This window comes from Streptomyces zagrosensis, from assembly GCF_014203645.1.
In the GTDB taxonomy this organism is placed as follows: domain Bacteria; phylum Actinomycetota; class Actinomycetes; order Streptomycetales; family Streptomycetaceae; genus Streptomyces; species Streptomyces zagrosensis.
The window spans coordinates 94284-115819 of record NZ_JACHJL010000020.1 but is presented as its reverse complement, the minus strand read 5'-3'; the positions used below and the strand labels follow the sequence as shown (position 1 = coordinate 115819).

Here is a 21536-nt window from a genome sequence, read left to right as displayed (position 1 = left end):
CCCCGGGCGGCGTCTTCCGCCCGGGGGAACGGGCGCCGGCCCTTCACATCGGCCGCCGCCCGGATGACGAAGGGTGTCCTGTGGCCGGGCCTACCTCGCGTACAACTCGGGCCGCCGGTCGTGCAGATAGCGGGTGGTGGCGCGGGCCCGGGTGAGCGTTGCGGGCCGGATCTCGGCGACGAGGAGTTCCTCGTCGTCGGAACCGGCCGTCCGTACCCGGCCGCACGGGTCGGCCACCCGGGACAGACCGGCGTACCGCAGGCCCCGGTGGGCGCCCGCCCAGTTCGCGTAGGCGATGAACAGCTGACTCTCGAAGGCGCGGGCGGGCACCAGGGTCTCCGCCACGAACGTCCAAGGGCGCATCAAGGCTGTGGGTACGGCGAGCAGTTCGGTGCCCGCGAGGGAGTGCTGCCGGACCACCTCGGGGAACTCCACGTCGTAGCAGATCGCGAGGCCGACGGTGATGCCGCCGACCTGCGCCTGTACGACCGGGACCTCACCCGGCGCGAAGCCCGCCTGCTCATTGCGGAAGAGGTGTGTTTTACGGTACGAGGCCTGTGTACCGCCGGTCGGAGTCACCAGATCGGCCGAGTTGTGGAGCGCCGCCCCGGACGTCTCCGGCCAGCCATACACGATGGAGACTCCCGTTCGCGCGGCGATCTCCTCGACCCGGCCAGCGAAGGAACGGCCGATCTCCTCGATGTCCTCATGCCGGCCGCTCAGCGGGTAACCGGTCGCGAACAGCTCCGGTGTCACCAGCAGTTCGGCCCCCTGCTCGCCGGCGCGGCGCGCTTGGTCGGACAGCCGCGCCAGCATCGAGTCCGGGCAGTCGTCGGTTGTTGGGCTCGCGGCTTGCCAGCAGGCGATCTTCATCGCGTGTTACCTCACTCGGGCAGGTTGACCGGCGCGAGCCGGTCGAACAGATCTCCCGGGCCGGGGTTTTCAGGACACGTGGTGCCGCCGAGGTGCCTGACGGCGCCCCACACGGCGTTGAGCGCGGTGGTCACCGCTCCCTCGGCGAAACCACCGGTCCACGACACATCGTCCCCGGCGAGGAAGAGACCGCGCCCCCCGGGTGGGGTGTCGTCGTCCTGCATGAAGTGGCTGAACAGCCGACGCTGGTAACGGTAGTGGCCGGGCAGGTTCGCCTTGAACGCGCCCATGAAGTGAGGTTCGTTCTCCCAGCTCACCGAGATGGGGCCGCTGATGATGTGTGAGCGTATGTCCACGTCCGGATAGATGTCCGCGAGCGTCCTCAGCGCGGTTTCCAGCCGCTCCCCGGGGTCTAGCGCGGAAAACTTCAGCGAGTCATCGTTCCACGTGTAGGACAGGCACATCGCGGCGGGCCGGTCCGGCCCGTCGTCGAGCAGATAGACACTGCGCGGCGCCCGGTCGGTGAGCGTCATCCCCATCAGCGGGTGGCCCGTCTCCGGACTCCGCTCGTACCAAAAGGGCCGGTCGACGAGCACCCAGAGCTTGGACGCGCACATGTAGTGCGTACGCTCCAGCGCCGTCCAGTGCGCCGCGGAGAACAGCCGTCGCGCGCCGGCGACCTTGGTGACCAGCACTCGGTGCGGAGCAGTGAAGACCACCGCCGGGTACGGGCGTGCCCCGCCCTCCGCGTCCTCGACGAGAAAGCCCTCCGGAATGCGGGCCAAGCCGGTCACGGCGGGCCGGAGACCGCCCTCGTGGAGCGCGGCGAGCGATGTGCCCCGGGGCCAGTGCGCCGAATCGGTGGGCCGGTGGTCCCAAAGCCGCTCCGGAAGCTGCTGGCAACCGCCGACGATCTGTTCCTGGTCGTCGTTCGCACCGGTGTATATGAGACGCAGGACATCGAGCACCGAGTTGGGGAAATCGGTGTCCCATCCGCCGGTGCCGAACCCGACCTGTCCGAAGATCTCCCGGTGCCGGAACGAGGTGAAGAACGGCGACGTCGCCAAGAAGCCGTAGAACGACTGGTCGTCCAGCGCGGGAACCAGCCGGTTCCACACCGCCTTCACGGTATCCACCTCGCGGTGGCGCAGCGCGTCGTCCATCACCGACAGCTCGGCCAGCTCCAGCAGTGTCTTGTTCCAGGCGTCCTCCACCTCCTGGAACACCGGCGGCAAATCCTTCACGGTACGCGCCCGGTGGCTAACCCCGCCGAGATCGACGACGGTGGACGAGGTGGCCGCGGCCAGCGGGTTGGGAAACGGCCGTGTCCGCAGTCCCACCAGACCGATGTAGTGGGCGAGCGACCTCGCCGACCGGGGAAAGCGCATGGCGCCCATCTCCGCGTGGTGGTCCGCGTACCCCGGAAACGGCTCCGAGCGCATCCGCCCACCGATCGCATCGGCCTCGTACACCACGGGACGCAGACCCAGCCGCATCAGCTCGTACGCTGCGGTGATCCCCGCGATCCCCGCACCGACCACGGCGACCTCGCGCCCGTGCTGGACGGCGGGCAGGACCCCCAGCCCGGCGGGATGCCGCAGCCAGCGGTCGTAGGAGAACGGAAAGTCCGGTCCGAGCATGGTCAGTGCCGGCGAGGGGGCACCGGCACGGCGCTGATCACTTGCTGGGGGCGTCACGGCCGCCGGTTCACCTCGGAAGAGACGAAAAGATCATTAGCCTGCGGACGCGAAGCTACCCGAGCCGCAAGGGCCTGGGCAACCACGGATTAGTCTTCGAAATAGAGGTAGTTGCGGACAAAAGGGGTGCCCGGCGGCGCGCGGCCCTGACCCCGGGTTATTGGGTACCAGAAAGATTTGGATCTTGATGGTCCGGGAGATTGGAGTCCCTGTGGGGATGAAGCACTGCTCCGCCGGGTTCAAGGCGGACGCGGTCGCGCTGTACCGGGCGCGTCCGGGCACGCAAGTCCGATTGACGGCGCTACCGTGCGGAGCGCGGTTCTCTAGCCATTTCCCGCGTTTTCGTTCCCGGTCCGGTACGGCAGGATCGGCGCTGTCGGGTGTATCGGCGACGGCGAACGAGCGGGGCGCGCGACGCTCGGCGCCCACCGTTTTGCACCCCGTACGGTGTCCCGAGTCCCGGCCGGGGGGTGCGTGATGAGCGAAGATCTCGGTTACGGCAGTTCTTCCCGGCACCTGGCGCTTCCGTGCGGGTGGTATCTCTGCCCCACTCCGGAGGGTCGGCGACCTTCCGCTCGCCCGTGAGCTTGCCCCGCTGGCGGACGTGTACGCCGTGCAGTGCAGTACCCCGGCCGCCAGGACCCTCGTGACGAGGAGTCGGTACGAACCGCGTATCCCTGCGCTAGTGCTGTGACCGGGAGGGTCCGCCGGGGAGGCTCGGTCAGTCCGATCGTGCTGCTTCCCATCTCCATGAGGTTTGGCGAGGGAAGCCGTCGAGTTCCCCGCGGCCGGTGCACCAAAGAAGTACCTGGGTGGGGTCCGCGGGTGGGGCGGCGGGGAAGAGCCGGTTGAGTACGGCTGCGCTCAGCGGTGCTGGTGGTAGCCAGTCCACGGACAGTCCCTGCGTGATGTCGTGGGTGTGCAGCAGAGTTTCGGCGACGCCCATCGCGGCGAACCCCTCGGGGTCGCACGGCCCCCAGTGCCAGGCACGCAGGGCCGGGCTGGCCGTGGCCAACGCGCTGCTGAGCAGCCTGCCGCAGGCGGTGATGGCCTGGAGTACCTCAGCCGGTGAGGCGGTGGGGCGTACGTGCAGGTCAAAGGGAAGGTAGACGTCGGCGGGCTGTGCTGCCAGCTGCCCTGCGTAGGCCAGCAGGTCGTGGCCGATGTGCGCTGCGGTTTGCCAGCAGGTCCATTCAAGCGGTCCCGCCGGCACCGTCCAGTCCTCGGCGGTATGAGGACTGAGCACGTGCAGCATCTGTGCCACGGCGGCGTCAACGTCCCGGTGATCCATGCGGCACTCTCCTTGCGGTCCATGCTGTGCGACTGGGCTGTGCCGGTTGACGTTCCAGGGCCAGTGACGGGCGAGGCGGAACCGCATCAAGATACTCAAGCGCTAGGTGTTGGATCGCGCAGGCTTCGAACTCCTGCGCAAACGAAACCTGTTGGCGTGACCGGGTGTCACCACTTCATAGGAAACGGGCAAGAGCCGTAGATCCATGGCAAAGCCACGAAGCGTGAGTCGGCGCGTCACTGTTCATGTAGGGATGCCTGCCGGGCAAGGAACTCCTCGAACGCTGCCCTCTGCTTCGGGTCCATGAAGCCTTGGCGGACATTGCGGGCCTTGTCCTGGAGCCAGTGAGCCTCGTCGGGGTCTAGTAGCTCGGCGACCACCACGCCTTTGCGAGCAACCGCCGTACGCCCTCCTACGCGACGACGAAAGAGCGTGAACGCGCCGAATTCCTTTGGATGGGCCAGTTCCGGCTCCTGCGCCACAGCCGGGTTCTCGCCCCCAGCTCCACCCGTCGGGTAGGCGGTGGGCGCCCAATGCTCCCAGAGCGCCAGCGTGGCCGCGGGCACCAGCACCGCGCGTTCCGACTCTTCATGCCCCTCCCACATGAACGTGACAGAGACGGGCTCGCCGACCGCCTCGGCCAAGCCGAGCACCCTCTCCATCTCATCGTTGATCGGATAACCCGCCACTACATCAATCTGAATGCCCATGGCGCCTGAGGCTACTGGCCGCTTCCGACATGCCAGGCCGACAGCTCCTGTGGCTCGCGACCACGGCCCACCACGTGGACCGTCCGGAACTGGTGATGTCACCGACGGAGCGCCTGTCCGTGGCAGCACTGTGACGGAGAGCAACCGCTCCACACGATGCGGGCCAGAGCCGGAACCCACGTGCTGTTACTAGACATCAACGAAGCCAACTCGGTCGTGTTTCTTGAGGGCGCCGGCGCCGCCGACCCCGAGGGCATCTCAGACGATCCGCGTGGGTGGAGTAACGCGGCAGCCACGCCCATGAGTTCTACGCTGCCTGACGTCCGAGAGAGAGGCAGCGGACACGTATGTGTCGTAGAGGAACACCAGCCCGCCATGACGAGGTCGATGATGACGGCCGCCAGGCACACCACGGCGGCGTGCACCGACAGCCGGTAGGGCCTGTGACGGCAGCCCCGTGCTGCGCGGGCCGGGCGGCTCGGGCCAAGGCGGGCCGGGGGCGGGGTCATCATCATGCCGAACGGCGCGCGGTCGTCGCGCCGTGGGGCGTGCCCGTGGGGCGTGCCCGTGGGGCGTGCCCGTGGGGTGTGCCACGTCACCGTCTTGGTGGGGACGCCGTTCTTGGGTTGATGGTGTGCGGGGAGCGCGTGGGTTGGTCAGCGCTGTGGGGCCGGGAAGGCCACCGGGCTGCGCAGGCCTGCGCGGTTTACCGCGCGGACGCCGAAGAACACGTTGTCCTTGGACAGGTCGACGGTGTGGCGGGTGGTGTCGCCCACTGGTGTCGTGTGGGTCCACTCCTCTGCGGTGGTCTCGCGCCAGACCACCTCGTAGCCCGCCAGGTCCGGCTCAGGGCCCCGCTCCCACACCAGTTCCGTCTCGTTGGTCAGGGCTGCGGTGAGGATCTTCGCGCCGCGCGGTGTGCCGGGGGCCTGGGCCAGGCTCCACAGGGTCGCGGCGTTGACGCGGGCTACGCGCGCGACGAACGGGAAGTCGCAGAACTCGGGCAGGTCCCCGTACTGCTTGCCGTCGACGACGCGCACGTCCTGGTGCTGGTGGGCGTAGTCCTCGGCGGGCTCGGTGAACCGGGCCGCGGGGTAGGCGCGCTCGAGGAACGGGATGTGGTCGCCACCGCGCAGATAGCGGTCACGGCGGTAGATGACGCGGACCTTCATGCCGCTCACCCCGGGCCCCGCGACGTCCTGGACGAATCGGGCGAGCTGGCGCGAGGGCGAGTCGTTCTCGCCGCCGACGGAGCGTCGTGCCTCGGCCTCCTGGGGGGTCTCGGAGGTGGGCACACCTTCGGCGAACAGCCTGATGGTGTGCGGGTCGCGGCTGCCGTCGTCGGCGGTTGAGCTGCCGATGATGTCATTGGTGAACATCCCCTGCACGTCGGCCCGCCGTTCCCGGTAGCTCTGGGCGAGGTGGGCCGCGCCGTACAGGCCCTGCTCCTCGCCCGCCACGGCGGCGAAGACCAGCGTGGCGCCGGTGCGCCGGGTGGCCATGACGCGGGCCAGCTCCATCACGACGGCTACCCCGGAGGCGTCGTCGTCAGCTCCTGGGGCGTCGCTGGTGTGGTCCATGACGTCACTGGCGCGGGAATCGTAGTGCCCACAGACGACGTAGACGCGGTCGGGTGACGTCGTGCCGCGCACGGTGGCGACGATATTGGAGATCCGCGTCGGGGCCGGAATACGGGGGGCCGGCTGCTGCACGTACGACTGGAGCTCAACCGTCATCCGGCCGCCGGACGCCCGTGCGTACTCGCGCATCCGCGCCATGATCCAGTCGCGGGCCGCGCCGATGCCGCGCTCGGGGTCGTCCTGAGCAGACAGGGTGTGCCGGGTACCGAAGGCGACCAGGCGCCGCACGGTCGCCTCGATGCGGCGGTGGTCGATCTCCCGGAGCAGGGCCCGCAGCTCCGGCGGGGGCGGCTGCGGGGCGAGTTGGACCCGTTCGCCCGCAGCCTCAGCGCCGGTGGAGGTGACAGCCACGGCAGCCGTGGCTGCGGAGGCAGCGAGCAGGGCGCGCCGGGAAGTGCCCGTTGGATTCACCATGCAGGTATCGTCATGCACGCAACAACCGACCCGCAAGACGCGTGCGGCCCTCAGATACCCGAGTGCCAAGATCCACGCGTGCGCCGTTGGAACCCTGGACGCAGCTGCCGGGCGCCACCGAACGCCGGGCCGCGCCGCGCCGCGTGCCGTATCGCTCGCCGAGCTGCTCGCCGCCAACGACGCGACACCCGGAGCTGAATCCGGGGCCGACCGGCGACCACCGCCCCCGCCCCGCGCCCGGGGCCCCACGACGTCCCGGCCGCCCGGGACGCCCTGGTGCTGCGGTGGGCTCAGCGGCCAGCGTCGTTCGGTGCTTTATCAGGTCACGAGTGTGATGTGGGTCTAGGAACGTGAGGCATGTATGTGGTGCGTCAGGCCGGGTCCGTGAGGTTTACGGGCTCCGGCCTCGTGGACTCCACTGCTGTGGAATGCGGACGCTCACGGGAGACCGTCAAGCGCTGCGACCTGGCCAAGTGGGCCGAGTACGGCTACTGCGCCAGCCACAGCCGCTTCTCTTGAGGGGCTTCGACTGCACCTGCTCTGGCACGCTCCAGGGTCTGCCGATCAGAACTCGGGTACTCATCACCCTCATGACTCGCAGGCTCACTCGCCAAGGGCCTCAGTCCAAGTGGACCAGGAAGACCTGACATCTTCCCCATGTCCTGCGGCTAACTGCCGACTTCGGACATCCAGCGCGGCACTCACTCCTTGGCTGTTTCGAGGCGCTCGGTCGGTCCAGCGAAGGCCAGATACAGGGAACGAGGCTTGAGCAGCCAGCAGCCAGCAGCCAGCAGCCAGCAGCCAGCAGCCTTCGGCCTTGAGGAACGTGTCCTCGTAGTGGCCGACCTGCGTCGGGGCCCGCGGGGGGATGAGACCACTGGTATAGCCGCGACACGATAGGTCGTGAAGTAGGTGGTCGCGGTGGCTGTTGCCTCGGATGTGAGGGTGACCAGGACATTCGTGCATATCCGGCGTGAGAGCCGGTCCGCTGGTCGGCCGGCAAAGTACGACCGAAGGGCGTCACGGCCTTGGAGCCGGCGGTCGCCTTCCGCCCACTCCCAGATCCCGGAGTCGATGAACAGATCGGCCACATCACCCGGCTCACCGAGGTCGAGCTTGTGGACAAACTCGACGATGAGGCGCTCGCAAGCTCGCTCAGCAATCAGACGTTCTGTGGGATCCAGTGCTTCAGTGACCATCCCCATGTCGTATCAACGTGTCAGGGGCACCGCTACAGCTTTTGAGGCCGCACCCATCCGCGAACGTGACTCAGCTGGCTGACGGCCCACTCGGGCCTCCTATCCCAACGGGCCGGGATGTCAGACAGGCACTGAGCTTGTTCTTCTTCCGGTTCTCGAACGGTGTCTCGAACTGGGTCGCTCACCAAGGGGTTCGCCGGACATGGGGGCGGCCTTCGTTTGATCATGTGCTCCGACCACGGTGCACGAGCGGTGGAGAGCGGTCGAACACATCCACGGCCCCGAGTGGGCGCAAGCACCTGTGCGAGGACTGCCAAAGCCGGGCCGTCGCAGCAGAGCAGCAGGCAAAAACCGACGAACGTGAGCGCCAGGAGTAGGAGCGACTCCGTCAGCAGGCGAAGGAAGCGGCCCCCGCGCAGAAAGCCAGCCGATGGCGGCCCCGCTTCCGCACCTGCCCCACACGCCGCGGCAACCAGGATGCGCGGGTGAGCCTGGAGGCGGGCACGGGACAAGAGCGCGCTGTCGGTGGTGGCTGGGAGGCTGGTGGGATGAACGACGGTGACGAGCAGCTGCTGCGCGGCCGGGTGTACGACTACGGCTACGGCTACGACCACCCCAACCCGGGCCCGCTCCCGCACCGGACGTACGCCGTGCTCGTCGGCGGGCCACTGGACGGGCCACTGCTCGACATCAGCGGCTGGCGGCCGGAGGAGATCGAGGACCGCGTCGCCCTGACGACCGAGCTGGGGCGGTGGCCCGGCGGCCGGGCGCTGTACGACCCGCCCCCGGCGCACCGCGCCCGCCGGGCGGCCCGGGAGTGGTGTGCCGCTTCCACTACTCCGGCGACACACCCTGATCGCCGCGCACACCGGGCCCGGCCCTCCTCGGAGGAGTTTCTGGTGGGCCTGGTCACCCGGGGCGGCCAGATCTCGATGGGGGATCTGGCCACCGATGCCGCCGGGGCGGGTGGGGCAGGCCCAGTGTGAGTGGTTGACGCAGCACGAGAGCAGCACGAGATCGGCGAGTGAGGGAGACGAGGACGCCCATGCGCAAGGACAGGCAGCACATCGTGGTGACGGGGGCCCGTGCCAACAATCTGAAGGGAGTGGACCTTCGCATTCCGCTGGGGCTTCTGACCGTGGTCACTGGAGTTTCCGGTTCCGGCAAGTCGTCCATCGTCTTCGGCACCATCGCGGTGGAGTCGCAGCGGCAGCTCAACGAGGTCTTCCCCGCGTTCATCCGCAACCGGCTGCCCCGTTACGAGCGCCCCGAGTTCGACCTGATCGAGAACCTGGCCCCGGCGATCGTGGTGGACCAGAAGCCGGTGGGCGGCGGCTCACGCTCGACCGTCGGCACGATGACCGAAGTCAACCCGGTCCTACGGGTGCTGTTCTCTCGGTACGGGGAGCCCAGTGCCGGGCCGTCCAACTTCTACTCCTTCAACGACCCGCAGGGCATGTGCCCGCACTGCGACGGTCTCGGCGCCACCCTCCAGCTCGACGTCGCCAAGCTGCTGGACCTGGACAAGTCCCTGAACGACGGCGCGATCCGGCACGCCAACTTCGCGGTGGGCACCAACTACTGGAAGCGGTACGCGCAGATCAGCCGGTACGAGAAGGGCCGGGCCCGGGAGCAGAGCAGGGAGCTGGTGTTCGACCCGGACAAGCCGCTGTCGCAGTACACGAAGAAGGAGATGGACCTCCTGCTGTACGGGGAGGGCTTCCAGACGATCCGCCCCGACCACTTCGACAACGTGGCCATCAACGACTACGAGGGCATCGTGCCGCGCGTCACCCGGCGGTTCGTGAAGCCGGGTCTGGAGGCGCTCAAGGACAAGGAGCGCAAGTCCACCGAACAGGTCGTCACCGAGCGAACCTGCCCGGAGTGCCGGGGCGCCCGGCTCTCGCAGGCGGCATTGGAGTCGCGAATCGACGGCCGCAACATCGCCGACTACTGCGCGATGGAGATCGGTGACCTGGTCGCCACCCTGGAGGAGGCGGAGCACCGGTGGCCTGGCCCCGTGGTGCCCGCCGCGCTCGCCTCGCTGCGCCGCATCGCGTCCGTCGGCCTGGGATACCTCACCTTGAACCGGCCCACCCGGACCCTGTCCGGCGGCGAGGGTCAGCGGCTGAAGGCGGTGCGCCACCTCGGGTCGGCGCTGACCGGTATGACGTACATCTTCGACGAGCCGAGTGTGGGGCTGCACGCCCACGACGTGGACCGGCTCAACCGGCTGCTGCTGGACCTGCGGGACAAAGGCAACACCGTTCTCATCGTCGAGCATAACCGCGATGTCATCGCCATCGCGGACCACGTCGTCGACGTGGGTCCCGGCGCGGGCGCCGAGGGCGGCGAGATCGTGTTCACCGGCACCGTGGAAGAGTTGGCCGACAGCAAGACGCTCACCGGCCGGCACTTCCGGACCCAGCCCCCGCGCAAGAAGAAACCGCGCACCTCCACCGGAAAGCTGCCGGTGCGCGGCGCCGACCTGCACAACCTGAGCGGCTTCGACATCGACTTCCCCACCGGGGTGCTGACCGTGGTCACCGGCGTCGCCGGATCGGGAAAGTCGACCCTGGTCAGCCGTGTCTTCACCGCCCAGCACCCGCAGGCGATCGTGCTGGACCAGTCGGCGGTCGGCATGAACCCCCGGTCCACCCCGGCCACGTACACCGGTATCTGGGACACGGTCCGCAAGCTGTTCGCGAAGGAGTACGGGTTGGACGCGAGCATGTTCAGCTTCAACTCCAAGGGGGCCTGCCCGGAGTGCAAGGGGCGCGGCACCATCACCACCGACCTGGCCTTCATGGACCCGGTCACCACCGTCTGCGAGTTGTGCGGCGGCACCCGGTTCCGACAGGAGGTGCTGGAGCACCGGCTCAAGGGACGCAACATCGCCGAGGTACTGGACCTGACCGTGACCGAGGCCCGCGGCTTCTTCGACGATCCGGCGATCGTGCGCCGCCTGGACCCGCTGGCCGAGGTGGGACTGGGCTATCTGACGCTGGGCCGTTCGCTGTCGATGCTGTCCGGCGGTGAGCGGCAGCGCGTCAAGCTCGCCGACCGGCTCCACGAGCAGGGCAGCGTGTACGTCTTCGACGAGCCGACCACCGGACTGCACATGGCGGACGTCGGCAACCTGCTGGCCCTGCTGGACCGGCTGGTGGACTCGGGCAACACCGTCATCGCCATCGAACACGACCTGGACGTCGCCAAGCACGCCGACTGGATCGTCGACATCGGCCCCGGCGCGGGTGAGCACGGCGGGCAGGTCGTGTTCGCCGGCACGCCCACCGACATGGTGGACGGCTCCCGGACCACGACCGCCCGCTACCTGCGGGCGTCACTGCCCGGCGCGAAGACGGCCGGTGCCAAGCAGCCAGTTCCGGAGGACCGCGGCGACTGACAGGACCCGGCAGGCGTGTACGCGCGGCGGCCCGGCGCACCGACGGTGCGCCGGGCCGCCGCGTTCTCACCCGACTCCTCCCAACCCGTTGGAGCATTCGGGGCCGCTGCCGCCGGTGTCGCGACGACCGAGCTGACCGGGAGGTCGAAGGCGTCCTCGATGGCGGCCGAGGCCTTGTCGATGTCGCTCGTCGGCCGCCCGCCCACGAGCTGGACGTGCCCGACCCAGCCGTCCCCGTGCTCCAGCACCTGGAGCACCGCCCCCGGCAGCGGCCCGCCAGGACAGGCGATCTCGCGATCCCAGATCTCCAGCGCGCCGGTGCTGTTCTGACTCAACTCGCCTCGCTCGCCCGGGTGTTGGTGGTCCATCATCGGTCCCTCTTTCCGTAGATCGGCCTGCACCTTCAGTTGTACCGATCGCGCCACCATGAGGTACGGCCCCGGGATCTTTGGGCCCCGAAGTTATCCACGGATTCGCGACTGAGGGCTCACTTTTCGCCGGTCCCTATCCAAAGGGCCGCCGTTCCAGGGTCCCTATCTACAGGGCCGCCGTTCCAGAAAGGCGGTGTCCGCTTCCGGGTGTGAGGTGCCTGGACGCATACCGAAGGGGCACGGCCATGGCACAGACGAAGTTCGACAAGCAGGTGGAGAAGGACGCCGAATCCCTCGTGTTCGGAATCGGCAGGGTGTTGGCCGGCCGGGTCCTGGGCGGCGTGAAACGGACCGACGCCACGTTCTGGTGCTTAGGCCCCCGCGTCCTGCCGAAGGTGGAGGCAAGGTCCGGCGCCGCTCCTACAAGCCCGGGTGGCGTCGGCTGTCCTTCCGCCTCCCCCTCGGTGCAGGCGTCGCGGAGACCGGCTACCTGTCCACCCGGGACCTGGACGCCACCGTGCAAACCGTCCAGGAGCTGTGGGAGAACCGGGACCAGGCGCTCGCCGTGCTGGAGTCCGGCGGGATCGGCGCGGCCTCCGTCCTCACTGTGGGCAGCGCGGCGTACATGGTGCTGACCCGCGAGTGCTGGGAGCGGATGCGCGAGTGGGTGGGTCCGCTGCACGACGCACTCCACCAGTCTCTCGGGCTGGCGGAGCAGACCAACCCGTGCCGCTACTTCCATATCTCAAAGATTTCTCCCGACGACGATGCGGAGACTCGCATCGACCCACCCACCCGCCTGGGTTTCTCCCACGGCGTCGTCGCCGACCTCATCACCGAGAAACTCGCCCTTCAGGGCGTCACGTTCTCCTGCCACCCCGAGGGCCACAAGCCGTACGTGCTGGTGAAGAAGACCCGCAAGCCCCCGGCCAAGGCCGTCTTCAAGGACCCCAAGACGCGGGAGCTGGTGGCCAAGGCTAAGAAGTCCGCGCCCATCATCGGGTTCGGAGCCGGCGGCACCATCGGCGGCACGTTCCCGTTTTGGCAGCGCCACCGCTACACCCGATCCCGGCTGAAGCGCGGTGAGCCCGGGTACGAGATCGGCGTCGATGATCCGGACCGGCGCCGCCAGCGCTACCCGAACCGCCCGGCTGCTGAGGCAGAGTTGCCGCCGACCAGGACGGCTTCCCCATGCCACAGCCGTGGGGGAGCGCCCTGGTTGACCACGCCGCGTCGGTCAGGCCCGGGGCGGCCTGCTTCGCCAGCGCGGCGAGTGGGGAGTGCCGGCCTCTCTCCACCGCGCGCAACTGCTCCCAGTCGTCTTCGGGGTGGGCGGGGACGATCGCGTCGATGGAGGCGGTGGTGTAGAGCGCGACGTCGAGGGCCCCGGCCCGGCTGGTGCCGGAGCGGACCTCGATCAACTGCGGGGAGTCGAAGTGCTCCTGTGCTTCGGCTTCCTTAGCGCATGTGGATCTGGAGGAGCACCACCTGGTGAGGATCGAGTCCGTGCAGGCGGACCAGCGGCAGGTGTGGGTGCTGACACGGCGAGGACACAGCGAGGCGGCTCGGCTTCCAGCCGAGATCGGGCACCGGCTCGGCAGCGGCTTCGCGCAGTGGGCGGAACTGGTGGTGCGGGCACCGGAGGCCGGTGTGCCGGTGCTCCTGGTGGAGGCCGACCGCCGCATTGAGGACGCGCACGAGCTGGTCGCCAAGCTGCGCCGGTACTGGGAGTGGGGCCGGCTGCTGCCGAGGGATGCGGACAAGCGAACCGTGGACCTGGTCCGCTCGCGGCCGGACGCGGTCGAGCACGTTGACCACGAGAAGCGGCTGCGGCGCCGGGTCTACCCGCCGACCAGCTCGCGAGGGCCTGGTGCCCCTCGCGTTGGTGCTCGCGGACACCACGACCGCGTAGGTCGCCAACACGGTCGCCGTGCTGGAGGAGGCCGGCCGCCGCCTCGTACAACTCCTCGTCGCACTCTTGGAAGGGCCGCGGCCCGTCCCGCGCTGGGCATGGCGTGGGCGGGCCCGGCGTCGGCCGCCGAGGCCGTCTCGGAGTCGCTTGACCCGCAGCCCGCGCCGTATGATCGGCGCATGGTGGCCTTTGTACCGTCGTTTGTTTGCTTCATCCTGTTCTGTGCTGGTGTGGTACTAGATCGCCGCCGAGTAAGCAACGCGGTTCTGCTGGGCCTGTCCGCCGTCTTCGCGGTGTTCGCGCTCTTGCTGCATGTGGCCTCCGAGCGGGCCCAGTTGGGCCGCGATCTGGCCGTCGTGCTGCTGACCCTGGCGGGCGTGGGGGTCGTCACGCTGGCGTGGTTCCTCATCGCCAACGGGATCACCATGGTTCGCAAGGAGGGCAGGAGCTTGGGGAACCTGCTGTCCTTGGGGGTGGGCATCGCCCTGGTCGCCCTGCTCGCGCTGTTGATCACCGCGCTGGTAATGCACACGCACACGCTTGTGGTGGTGGCGACGACGGCGGTGGCGCTCGCCGGATACGTCGCCTTCCTGTTCCTGTGTTTCCTCGTCTACGGGGGCCTGTACGGGCGTCTGCGCATTCGGCGCCGGGCGGACTACGTAGTGGTCCTCGGCTCGGGCCTGATCGGCGGCACCACCGTGCCCCCGCTGCTGGCCGGTCGCCTCGACCGGGCCCGGAAGGAACACGCCAGGCTGTCCAGGAAGGGCCGGCGCCCGGTCCTGCTCACCTCGGGAGGACAGGGACCCGACGAGAAGCTGCCCGAGTCCCACGCGATGGCCGACTACTTGGTCACCCAAGGTTTCCCCGCCGACCTGATCGAACTTGAGGACCGCTCGACGACCACGGACGAGAACCTGACGTTCAGCAAAGCCCTGATGGAGCGGGCGAATCCGGACTACCGGTGCGTGATCGTCACGAACAACTACCATGTCTTCCGCGCCGCGATCACCGCCCGCCGCACCGGCGTCCGGGGCCACGTGATCGGTGCCCCGACAGCCGCGTACTTCTGGCCGAGCGCCGCGATCCGCGAGTTCGTGGCCCTCTTGGTCGCCTACCGCCGCACCAACGCCGCACTCTTCCTGCTCGTCCTGCTGAGCGGCCTGTTCATCTGGTGGCTGGGGTGGCCGTCGCCGGGGGCTGTCACGTAGAAGTCGAGGTTCTTCAGCGGCACACCCGCCCGGCCCTGACAGGGGAGGGTGGTGCGCCACCAGCTCCCATCGTCGCCGAGCAAGCAGGTCAGGTCAGCAAGCAGGTCAGGTCGCCGCCGCGGCACGGGACGGTGCCGACAGTGGCGGTGACGATCAGGGTGAGACTGTTCAGGTGCCTTCCTGACGGACCGTGCGGGGTGACATCACCACGGTCAGCGCGCGGCCGATGTTCTGCACGATCTCCACCTGTGAACCGCGGGTGTCCGCGAAGCAGATGGCCTCGACTCCCCGTTCGCCGGTGATGTCCAGGCCTTCCCCGAGCACGCGAACGCTGGCGAGGAAGGCGCGGTGGACCCGTCGGCCGGCCGCATCGATGCCGTTGGCGAACTGCCGCAGCGCTTCCCGCCATTCATTGACGAGGTGGTCGCCGCACAGCCACGCCAACCTGCGATGTGCCGGTTTGATGTCAGTGGGTGGGCGCCAGTGACGGCTTGTCAGGCCGGTGCGTTTCCGCTGGTCGGGTGTTGAGGAAGGGCGAGGTCACTGCCGTGGGGCGGTTTCTGTAGCGTGCGGCTGTCATGGTGCGGTACACCCCATTCCTCTCCACTGTCTTGAGAACGGCACCTCTCATCCTGGACCCAGGTGCCCGGCGTCGAAGGCCTGGTGATCCGGGGGAGTGGCCAGCCATACCTCCGGGCGCCCGCGCGCTGTACAAGGTGCACCGCCGGGACACCACCGAGGCCGTGATCGGTGTGATCACCGGAACCATGCACCGACCGCAGACGCTCGTGCTGGGCCGCCTCGACGCGGCCGGGACGCTCCGCCCGGCCGCCCGCGGTACGCCGCTGCGCCCGGAGGCGGCGCGCGACCTGGCCGTGCGGCTGACACCGGCAGAGCCCGACCACCATCCTTGGGAGGGCGGGCGGTTCACGGCCTCCCGGGGGTCGCGCACGCCGCTGGATGTCGTACTGGTCGAGCCGGACCTGGTCGCCGAGGTCTAGCTGTCTGAGTGCCACATCGCGGCGGTCAGCAGAATGCTGCCAGTCCGCGTTGGAGAAAGGCGATCACCACGGTGTCCTGGCCGTTCCCGCACTGCGCCGGGTAGGTCGCTCCGCTGCGACGTAACACGAAGGCGCTTACCTGCCGCGAGCGCATCTGCACCCGCTGCGCCGCGGTCGCGGCCGGCGACCCCATGCCGCCTGGCGACCACTAGCCGGTCCAGTCGGGGCTTCGTGCGGCGCGCGGCCCCCAGGCGTCGGCGGGGCCGCCGTGGTAGTGCCTGCCGCTGACGCAGGCGAGAAGGATGTACTACCGATGATCGGCGCCCTGCGAGGTATGGCTCGCTGTGCGCGCTAGCGTGTTGGGGAGTTGTTCGACCATGGCGGACCTCGCGTAGTGGGCGCGTTATCGTGGAGTCTTCTTATCTGTGGTTTTGTGATCTGGCAGGAGTGCCCGCGTGCCCGAGGACCCCATCGCTCATAGCGAACTGGCTGCTCTGACCCGGCGTTTCGAAGAGGTCGCGGAGAAGCACGACCGTGAGTTCGGGATCGTGAAGTCCGACCTGACTGCGGTGCGCTTGCAGGTCGGCAACCTGGACCAGAAGGTCGAAGCTCTTGGGAAGAAGATCGACCGTAATCAGGCGCAGATCATTGAGTTGCTCACCCAGTTTGTGGGTCAGCGCCCCGACGCCGGTTGATTCTCCTGGGCCCCGGCGCCCGGTCTTGGTTACGTGGTGATGGCTCCGACTAGATCATCTGGTCGGGGCCATCGCGCGTGCCGGAGTCAGTTTCCGGTGAGCAGGTGTTCCTGGCGGGTTTGCACCAGGCCGCGCCATGCGGAGCGGACGTCGTGCTCGCCGGTGGTCCAGCGGGTGGTCGAGGGTTGCGGCAGGGGCAGGGGCAGGGGCAGGGGCAGGGCGGCCATGAAGTGGGCGATGGCGGTGAAGTAGGCATCTCCGTTGGACGCCCTGCGCACCCTCGTCGCGGCGCCGGCTCCATCGAACGCCGGCCGCCGGTCCGGCTGCCCGAGCCTTCGGCGCTGGAGCTGGAGCAGGCCATGCTGCCGCGCGAGACCTTCTTCGCCGAGGTGGAACACGTGTCCGCGGAGCGCGCCGCGGGACGGATCTCCGCAGAGATGGTCAGCCCGTACCCGCCGGGCGGTGCCCGTGACCGCGCCCGGTGAGGTGATCACCGACGAGGTCTGCGACTACCTGCGCAGCGGCGTCCAGCACGGTGTCCTGATCCCGGACGCGGCGGATGCTTCGGTCGAGACCCTGCGGGTGCTCGCGCGGCGCTGGGGACCGCAGGTCAGAAGACCACCGGCGTGGCTCCCGGTGCGGCCGTGATCCGCGCACGCTGTCCGTGGCGGCAGTGCACCAGACGGTCGCCGAGTCCGGCGGCTTCCACCTCGGTGAGGAACGCGGACAGCGGTGAGCGCATCACCGTGTAGTCGCCGTAGTGCACCGGCAGGATCAGGCGGGGGTCCAGGCGCCGGGCGAGTTCCGCGCCCTGCGCTCCGTCCATGGTGACGACGAAGCCGCCGGGCAGGCGGGTGCCGCCCAGGTGCAGAACGGCCAGATCGGCGGCGGGAAAACGCCGGGTGATCTCGTCGAGACCGTCGTACACGAGGGTGTCGCCGGAGACGTACAGCCGGAGCCGGGCGGGGCCTCGGATGGGACCGAACTCCAGCATGCTGCCCATTACCGGCGGCAGCAGACCGCGCAGCACGCGATGGCCGGCGTGCCGGCCCGGCAGGGCCGTGACCCGCACTTGTGCGTCGCCCTGCTGGAGGGTGAGCCCCTGCCAGGTGCGCAGGCCCGCCGTGCGGTGAAAGCCGTGCACGGTCCTGAGACGGCGTGCTGCGTGGGGCGTGGTCAGCACCGGTACCGCGTGGTCGAGGCGGCGGCGGGCCCGGCGATCCCAATGATCTCCGTGCAGGTGTGACAGGACGATCGCGTCGAGGCGGGGAAGGTCGTCCACGTCGAGGGCCGGTTCTGTCAGCCTTCGGCTCAGCAGCCCGTAGCCGAGGTACGCGTACTGGCCGCGGTGCAGGAAGTTGGGGTCGGTGAGCAGGGTGAGCCCGCCGTAGCGCACCAGAACGGTGGCGTTGCCGATGAAGTGGAGTTCGACCGCGCTGTCCGTGGGGTCGTCCATGTGCTGAGGATTGACCATGATCGTGCAGTCCGTTCGCGTCATGCACCGTGTGCTGCGATGCCTGCCGGTGTCGCGTTCCCGGCCCGGTGCGGTACTCAGCCGGCGGGGTCCGTGCGCGTGTCCAGCAGCCCTTTCCCGGCGATCGCCGTCAGGGACAGGGTCCGGTAGCCCATCGAGTCGAAGAGGACCGTGATCCGGTCGCCTTCCTCGCTCATCACCGTGCCGTCGCCCCACTCACGGTGTCGCACCGCGGTGCCCGCCGGGTAGGCGGCGGACGCCGGATGGCCCGGCCGGGGATCGCCCGGGTCCTGCACCCCGTCGATGACCGCGCGGTCGGACGAGTCGGATGAGGCGGACGAGTCGGGCGCGGTGGGCGCGCACACGTCGCAGTTGCCGCAGGGAGCTTCGTACGGCTCGCCGAAGTATCCGAGCAGGAAGCGACGGCGGCAGCCCGTGGTTTCCGCGTACCCGAGCACCATCTCCAACCTCGACCGTTCCAGCCTCTTGCGGGCCTCCGCCTCCTCCGCGGCCCGCGCGGTGGCGTCCTCGGCCGTCACGTCGGGAACGGACCGCACCCGGCCGTCGGCGTCGGTGCGTACGGCTCCCGCCTGTTCCAGGAGGTTGACGGCGGCCGTCACGCGCCGCCGCGACAGTTTCGCCTGCTCGCCGACCTCGTCCGACCCGACAGGGCCGTCGTGTTCCCAAATCCGCTCCGCGACCGCGCCGAGGGTCTCCTCGTCGGGGGCGCGAGCGGCGAAGAGGTGCTGCAGGCCGCTGTCCTGCGACCGGTAGTGCAGGACGGCGAGGGCGGATGCGCCGTCACGGCCGGCACGCCCGATCTCCTGGTAGTAGGCGTCGAGCGAACCGGGCACGGAGGCGTGGAGCACGAACCGTACGTCCTCCTTGTCGATGCCCATGCCGAAGGCGGAGGTGGCGACCACCACGTCGGTGTCGCCGGCCAGGAAGGCGTCGTGCGCCCGGGAGCGCTCACCGGAGGTCAGCCCGGCGTGGTAGGCGGCGGCCGACAGGCCCAGCCCGGAGAGTTCGGCCGCGTACTCCTCGGTGTCCTTGCGCGTCGCCGTGTAGACGATGCCGGGCTTGGGCTCCGCCGCGGCGCGCTCCACCACCGCCCGGCGCTTGTCAGCGTCGTGCCGGAAGCGGCGCACCTCCAAGGCGATGTTCGGCCGGTCGAAACCGGCCACGACCAGCGCGGGTTCCCCCATCTCCAGCCGCTGCACGATCTCCTCGCGCACGGGAGGGGCGGCCGTCGCCGTCAGGGCGAGGACCGGCGGTCTACCCACCCGCTGGACCGCATGGGCCAGGCGCAGGTAGTCGGGACGGAAGTCGTGGCCCCAGGCGGCCACGCACTGCGCCTCGTCGACGACGAACAGCGAGGGCGCGGCCCGGGCCAAACGCTCGATCACCTCGTCCTTCGTCAGCTGCTCGGGGGAGAAGAACAGGAACTCGGCAGCACCGTGCTGCACCTCCGCCCAGGCGGCCTCCGTCTCCCGGGCCGACTGGGCGGAGTTGACGGCGACGGCCTCCGGAGCGTCGTGGCTCAGTAGTCCGGCGATCTGATCCCGTTGCAGGGCGATGAGGGGGGACACCACGACGGTGGGTCCGGGCAGCGACAGCCCCGTCACCTGGTACACCGCCGACTTGCCCGCACCGGTCGGCATGACCACCAGGGTGTCCCCACCCGCCATGACCGCTTCCATAGCGGCCGACTGTCCCGGCCGCAGCTCTCGCCAGCCGAACACGTCGGCGGCCGGCCGCTCCAGACGGTCACGGACGCCGGGCTCCCGTTCCTTCGGCATGTTCGGCCTCACTCCTCGGCGTCGGTTCGCCCCGCCGACGTTCACGGCCGGGGGTTGGTGCGGTGCCATCGCGGGCGCGCGTCGCCGCCACGGCGTCCGGCGACCGAGGCGCAGCGCGGGCACATCCGCTGGACCCGGTCGGCCGCGCCCCCGGACTCCGGGAAGGTCTCGGGCCAGGTGACGTGCGCGAAGCGGATCAACTGAGAGCGGCTGAGAGACAGCCCGCAGACGGTCTGGTTCAGGCCCGGCTCCCAGGCGTGCACCTCACCGGCCGGCAGGCGGCGGCGCCCCTCCTCCTCGTCCGTCCACTGCCCGGAGGCGGCCACGGCGTACTGCTTGGCGCGTGCCATGACGGGCTCAGACGGCGGATCGGCCGGTCGTGATGCCGACGCACCGCGCGGGCATCGTGCAGGAACATACGTACTCGGTCACCGGCACCATCCTCACCTCGGGGTCGTCACCGCACCGGGTGCCCATGCCGTGCATACGCACACCGAGCGGGTGCGCCGGAATTTGCTGTCCACGTGCCCGCAACGGTGGCAGGTCTGAGAGGTGTGGCCGGATCTCACCGCGCTCAGACCGGAGCCGTACCAGCCCGTCTCGTACGCGAGCTGACGGCGAACCTCCCCGAAGCCCACATCCAGCGAGGCCCGGTTCAGCCCGGCCTTTTGCCGCACGTTGCTGCCCGGCTCCTCCAGCGTGCCCTTCGCTGATTTCGACATGTTCTTGACCTTCAGGTTCTCGATCACGACCTGCGCGAACTGGATGGCCAAGGCCTTGGTCGGGTGGTGCTGGGCATCAGCCCGCTGCGCCGCGACCTGAACATGCGACTTCGGCACGCTGCGTGGCCCCCCGCAGGCGGACCGGCTGGAAGGTCGCTGGATGACCTCCACGCCCAAGCCCATACCGGCCGCGCCCCGTCGGCGCTGGGCCCGCGTCGCCACGGCCACGGGCGGCGCTGGCAGCCGCACATTGAACGCCGCGAACCAGCGCGGACCGCTCCGGGAGATGGTCACCGTCTTCACTTCTCCTACCCGGTGCAGCAGGAAGTCGAATTCCGTGAGCGCGCAAGCCGTGGCTAGGTCGCCCGGCGGTGTCTGCTGCGGCAGGGCACTCCTGCGCAGGGCCAGGTCTCATCGCTGTTTGCGTCGTATCACTGCGATGGCTGCGGCGACGGAGAGCACGCTGGTCAGTGTGATGACCTGCGCCTTGCTGGCAGTCGTGGACGTGCTTGGGCGGAGTCCGTCACGAATCCGGTCATAACAGCTCAACGGCACCCCGAGGAGCGCGTTGCCGGGCGGTCGCCAAGGCACGGCAGGGTGCGGGTGAGTGGGGGCGCTCTTTCGTACGGTTTCCCAGGCGGCGCCGAGCCGCCGCAATTGGGAGGTGCCCATGGCGTCCTGCAGCCTGGGTAGGAGTTCGTCCTCCTCGTCCCTGATGTCCTGCCGTATCAGGGAGAAGACCCGTCGTATCTTCTCCTCGCGCTCGCGATCGCCGGGACGCAGTCGTTTGATGTCGGTGGTGAGGTCGTTGATCTGCTGATGTTCGTCCTCGACCTGGGCGGTTAGCTCGTCCCCGCCTGTGACGCAACGCCGCACAGCGGGCCACAACACGGTTTCCTCCGCGAACGCGTGGCTAAAGACAAGCTGGACAAGCTGCTTCAGTGTGCGCTCCCGTTCCGTACCGTCCGGCAGCGACTGATGCCGTGCCATCAGCCGGTCCATCTCAGCATGGTCGCGGCGTTGCCTTGCCAGGACGCTTGCTTCACCGCCCAGTTCCTCGACGGTCCGATGCCTGATACTCGTATCGGCGTTCGCGTTCATGGACATGGTGGCTTTTCCTTTTC

19 protein-coding genes and 4 pseudogenes are annotated in these 21536 nt (G+C 69.2%); 8 read left to right on the top strand and 15 right to left on the bottom strand.

The window, feature by feature from the left end; all coding sequences use genetic code 11:
* Positions 1-90: 90 nt before the first annotated feature.
* The 5 genes from FHS42_RS29360 to FHS42_RS29340 all read right to left on the bottom strand — a co-directional run bounded on the left by FHS42_RS29360 (position 91) and on the right by FHS42_RS29340 (position 6625).
* A complete protein-coding gene (locus FHS42_RS29360) occupies positions 91-873 on the bottom strand; it encodes a carbon-nitrogen hydrolase family protein (RefSeq protein ID WP_184577501.1) in 783 nt (260 codons plus the stop codon).
* 11 nt (positions 874-884) lie between these two features.
* Positions 885-2513 (bottom strand): flavin monoamine oxidase family protein, encoded by a 1629-nt coding sequence (locus FHS42_RS29355; protein WP_184577532.1) that lies wholly within the window; start codon positions 2511-2513, stop codon positions 885-887.
* Positions 2514-3291: 778 nt separating this feature from the next.
* Positions 3292-3861, bottom strand: coding sequence for a DinB family protein (locus FHS42_RS29350; RefSeq protein ID WP_184577498.1), 570 nt, complete (start codon positions 3859-3861; stop codon positions 3292-3294).
* A gap of 236 nt (positions 3862-4097) precedes the next feature.
* On the bottom strand, positions 4098-4571 hold the full coding sequence (locus FHS42_RS29345) for a hypothetical protein (protein WP_184577495.1): 474 nt from the start codon (positions 4569-4571) through the stop codon (positions 4098-4100).
* Between the two features lie 656 nt (positions 4572-5227).
* On the bottom strand, positions 5228-6625 hold the full coding sequence (locus tag FHS42_RS29340; RefSeq protein WP_184577492.1) for a M20/M25/M40 family metallo-hydrolase: 1398 nt from the start codon (positions 6623-6625) through the stop codon (positions 5228-5230).
* Positions 6626-7030: 405 nt separating this feature from the next.
* Between FHS42_RS29340 and FHS42_RS29335 the strand changes: the two are divergent.
* Positions 7031-7138, top strand: a pseudogene (locus tag FHS42_RS29335) (IS982 family transposase); the annotation flags it as partial.
* A gap of 188 nt (positions 7139-7326) precedes the next feature.
* Here FHS42_RS29335 and FHS42_RS29330 read toward each other — a convergent pair.
* Positions 7327-7824 carry a nuclear transport factor 2 family protein gene (locus FHS42_RS29330; RefSeq protein ID WP_376772735.1) on the bottom strand — a complete coding sequence of 166 codons (498 nt, stop codon included), beginning with the start codon at positions 7822-7824 and terminating at the stop codon, positions 7327-7329.
* Between the two features lie 548 nt (positions 7825-8372).
* Here FHS42_RS29330 and FHS42_RS39265 point away from each other — a divergent pair.
* Positions 8373-8680: pseudogene (locus tag FHS42_RS39265) on the top strand (hypothetical protein).
* 189 nt (positions 8681-8869) lie between these two features.
* The gene (locus tag FHS42_RS29320; protein WP_184577489.1) at positions 8870-11230 is read left to right on the top strand and encodes an excinuclease ABC subunit UvrA; all 2361 of its coding nucleotides are present in this window, start codon (positions 8870-8872) and stop codon (positions 11228-11230) included.
* Here FHS42_RS29320 and FHS42_RS29315 read toward each other — a convergent pair.
* The 3 genes and pseudogenes from FHS42_RS29315 to FHS42_RS39260 all read right to left on the bottom strand — a co-directional run.
* Positions 11155-11601 carry a hypothetical protein gene (locus FHS42_RS29315; protein ID WP_184577486.1) on the bottom strand — a complete coding sequence of 149 codons (447 nt, stop codon included), beginning with the start codon at positions 11599-11601 and terminating at the stop codon, positions 11155-11157. The genes FHS42_RS29320 and FHS42_RS29315 overlap by 76 nt on opposite strands.
* 745 nt (positions 11602-12346) lie before the next feature.
* On the bottom strand, positions 12347-12799 hold the full coding sequence (locus FHS42_RS29310) for a hypothetical protein (RefSeq protein WP_184577483.1): 453 nt from the start codon (positions 12797-12799) through the stop codon (positions 12347-12349).
* 46 nt (positions 12800-12845) lie between these two features.
* A pseudogene (locus tag FHS42_RS39260) lies at positions 12846-13031 on the bottom strand (hypothetical protein); the annotation flags it as partial.
* A gap of 661 nt (positions 13032-13692) precedes the next feature.
* Between FHS42_RS39260 and FHS42_RS29305 the strand changes: the two are divergent.
* Positions 13693-14721, top strand: a complete 1029-nt coding sequence (locus FHS42_RS29305) for a YdcF family protein (RefSeq protein ID WP_184577529.1) — start codon at positions 13693-13695, stop codon at positions 14719-14721.
* Between the two features lie 213 nt (positions 14722-14934).
* On the opposite strand, the pseudogene FHS42_RS29300 reads toward FHS42_RS29305, so the two are convergent.
* Positions 14935-15162: pseudogene (locus FHS42_RS29300) on the bottom strand (hypothetical protein); the annotation flags it as partial.
* Between the two features lie 275 nt (positions 15163-15437).
* Here FHS42_RS29300 and FHS42_RS29295 point away from each other — a divergent pair.
* From FHS42_RS29295 to FHS42_RS37660, 4 genes are all read left to right on the top strand, one after another.
* A complete protein-coding gene (locus FHS42_RS29295) occupies positions 15438-15722 on the top strand; it encodes a hypothetical protein (protein WP_184577480.1) in 285 nt (94 codons plus the stop codon).
* A 455-nt stretch (positions 15723-16177) separates the two neighbouring features.
* Complete coding sequence (locus FHS42_RS29290; RefSeq protein WP_184577477.1) at positions 16178-16417, top strand: hypothetical protein; 240 nt, start codon at positions 16178-16180, stop codon at positions 16415-16417.
* Positions 16418-16494: 77 nt separating this feature from the next.
* Complete coding sequence (locus FHS42_RS37665; protein WP_246495571.1) at positions 16495-16902, top strand: Orn/Lys/Arg family decarboxylase; 408 nt, start codon at positions 16495-16497, stop codon at positions 16900-16902.
* Positions 16880-17065 carry a hypothetical protein gene (locus FHS42_RS37660; RefSeq protein ID WP_246495569.1) on the top strand — a complete coding sequence of 62 codons (186 nt, stop codon included), beginning with the start codon at positions 16880-16882 and terminating at the stop codon, positions 17063-17065. The genes FHS42_RS37665 and FHS42_RS37660 overlap by 23 nt, the downstream gene beginning before the upstream one ends.
* Here the strand turns inward: FHS42_RS37660 and FHS42_RS29280 are convergent.
* The 5 genes from FHS42_RS29280 to FHS42_RS29260 form a co-directional block, all read right to left on the bottom strand.
* Positions 17028-17915, bottom strand: coding sequence for an MBL fold metallo-hydrolase (locus FHS42_RS29280; protein WP_376772734.1), 888 nt, complete (start codon positions 17913-17915; stop codon positions 17028-17030). The two genes, FHS42_RS37660 and FHS42_RS29280, sit on opposite strands and share 38 nt — an antisense overlap.
* A gap of 53 nt (positions 17916-17968) precedes the next feature.
* Positions 17969-19690, bottom strand: a complete 1722-nt coding sequence (locus FHS42_RS29275; protein ID WP_184577474.1) for a RecQ family ATP-dependent DNA helicase — start codon at positions 19688-19690, stop codon at positions 17969-17971.
* A 41-nt stretch (positions 19691-19731) separates the two neighbouring features.
* Positions 19732-20040 (bottom strand): hypothetical protein, encoded by a 309-nt coding sequence (locus FHS42_RS29270; protein WP_184577471.1) that lies wholly within the window; start codon positions 20038-20040, stop codon positions 19732-19734.
* Positions 20041-20133: 93 nt separating this feature from the next.
* A complete protein-coding gene (locus tag FHS42_RS38795) occupies positions 20134-20706 on the bottom strand; it encodes a zinc ribbon domain-containing protein (RefSeq protein ID WP_184577468.1) in 573 nt (190 codons plus the stop codon).
* Positions 20707-20823: 117 nt separating this feature from the next.
* On the bottom strand, positions 20824-21519 hold the full coding sequence (locus tag FHS42_RS29260; RefSeq protein WP_246495567.1) for a hemerythrin domain-containing protein: 696 nt from the start codon (positions 21517-21519) through the stop codon (positions 20824-20826).
* Positions 21520-21536: the final 17 nt, after the last annotated feature.

What these genes read in the sequence shown, in the direction of transcription:
- FHS42_RS29360 (WP_184577501.1), bottom strand. Translation starts at nt 873, where the DNA reads ATGAAGATCGCCTGCTGGCAAGCCGCGAGCCCAACAACCGACGACTGC.
- FHS42_RS29355 (WP_184577532.1), bottom strand. Translation starts at nt 2,513, where the DNA reads ATGCTCGGACCGGACTTTCCGTTCTCCTACGACCGCTGGCTGCGGCAT.
- FHS42_RS29350 (WP_184577498.1), bottom strand. Translation starts at nt 3,861, where the DNA reads ATGGATCACCGGGACGTTGACGCCGCCGTGGCACAGATGCTGCACGTG.
- FHS42_RS29345 (WP_184577495.1), bottom strand. Translation starts at nt 4,571, where the DNA reads ATGGGCATTCAGATTGATGTAGTGGCGGGTTATCCGATCAACGATGAG.
- FHS42_RS29340 (WP_184577492.1), bottom strand. Translation starts at nt 6,625, where the DNA reads ATGGTGAATCCAACGGGCACTTCCCGGCGCGCCCTGCTCGCTGCCTCC.
- FHS42_RS29330 (WP_376772735.1), bottom strand. Translation starts at nt 7,824, where the DNA reads ATGGTCACTGAAGCACTGGATCCCACAGAACGTCTGATTGCTGAGCGA.
- FHS42_RS29320 (WP_184577489.1), top strand. Translation starts at nt 8,870, where the DNA reads ATGCGCAAGGACAGGCAGCACATCGTGGTGACGGGGGCCCGTGCCAAC.
- FHS42_RS29315 (WP_184577486.1), bottom strand. Translation starts at nt 11,601, where the DNA reads ATGATGGACCACCAACACCCGGGCGAGCGAGGCGAGTTGAGTCAGAAC.
- FHS42_RS29305 (WP_184577529.1), top strand. Translation starts at nt 13,693, where the DNA reads ATGGTGGCCTTTGTACCGTCGTTTGTTTGCTTCATCCTGTTCTGTGCT.
- FHS42_RS29280 (WP_376772734.1), bottom strand. Translation starts at nt 17,915, where the DNA reads ATGACGCGAACGGACTGCACGATCATGGTCAATCCTCAGCACATGGAC.
- FHS42_RS29275 (WP_184577474.1), bottom strand. Translation starts at nt 19,690, where the DNA reads ATGCCGAAGGAACGGGAGCCCGGCGTCCGTGACCGTCTGGAGCGGCCG.
- FHS42_RS29270 (WP_184577471.1), bottom strand. Translation starts at nt 20,040, where the DNA reads ATGGCACGCGCCAAGCAGTACGCCGTGGCCGCCTCCGGGCAGTGGACG.
- FHS42_RS29260 (WP_246495567.1), bottom strand. Translation starts at nt 21,519, where the DNA reads ATGTCCATGAACGCGAACGCCGATACGAGTATCAGGCATCGGACCGTC.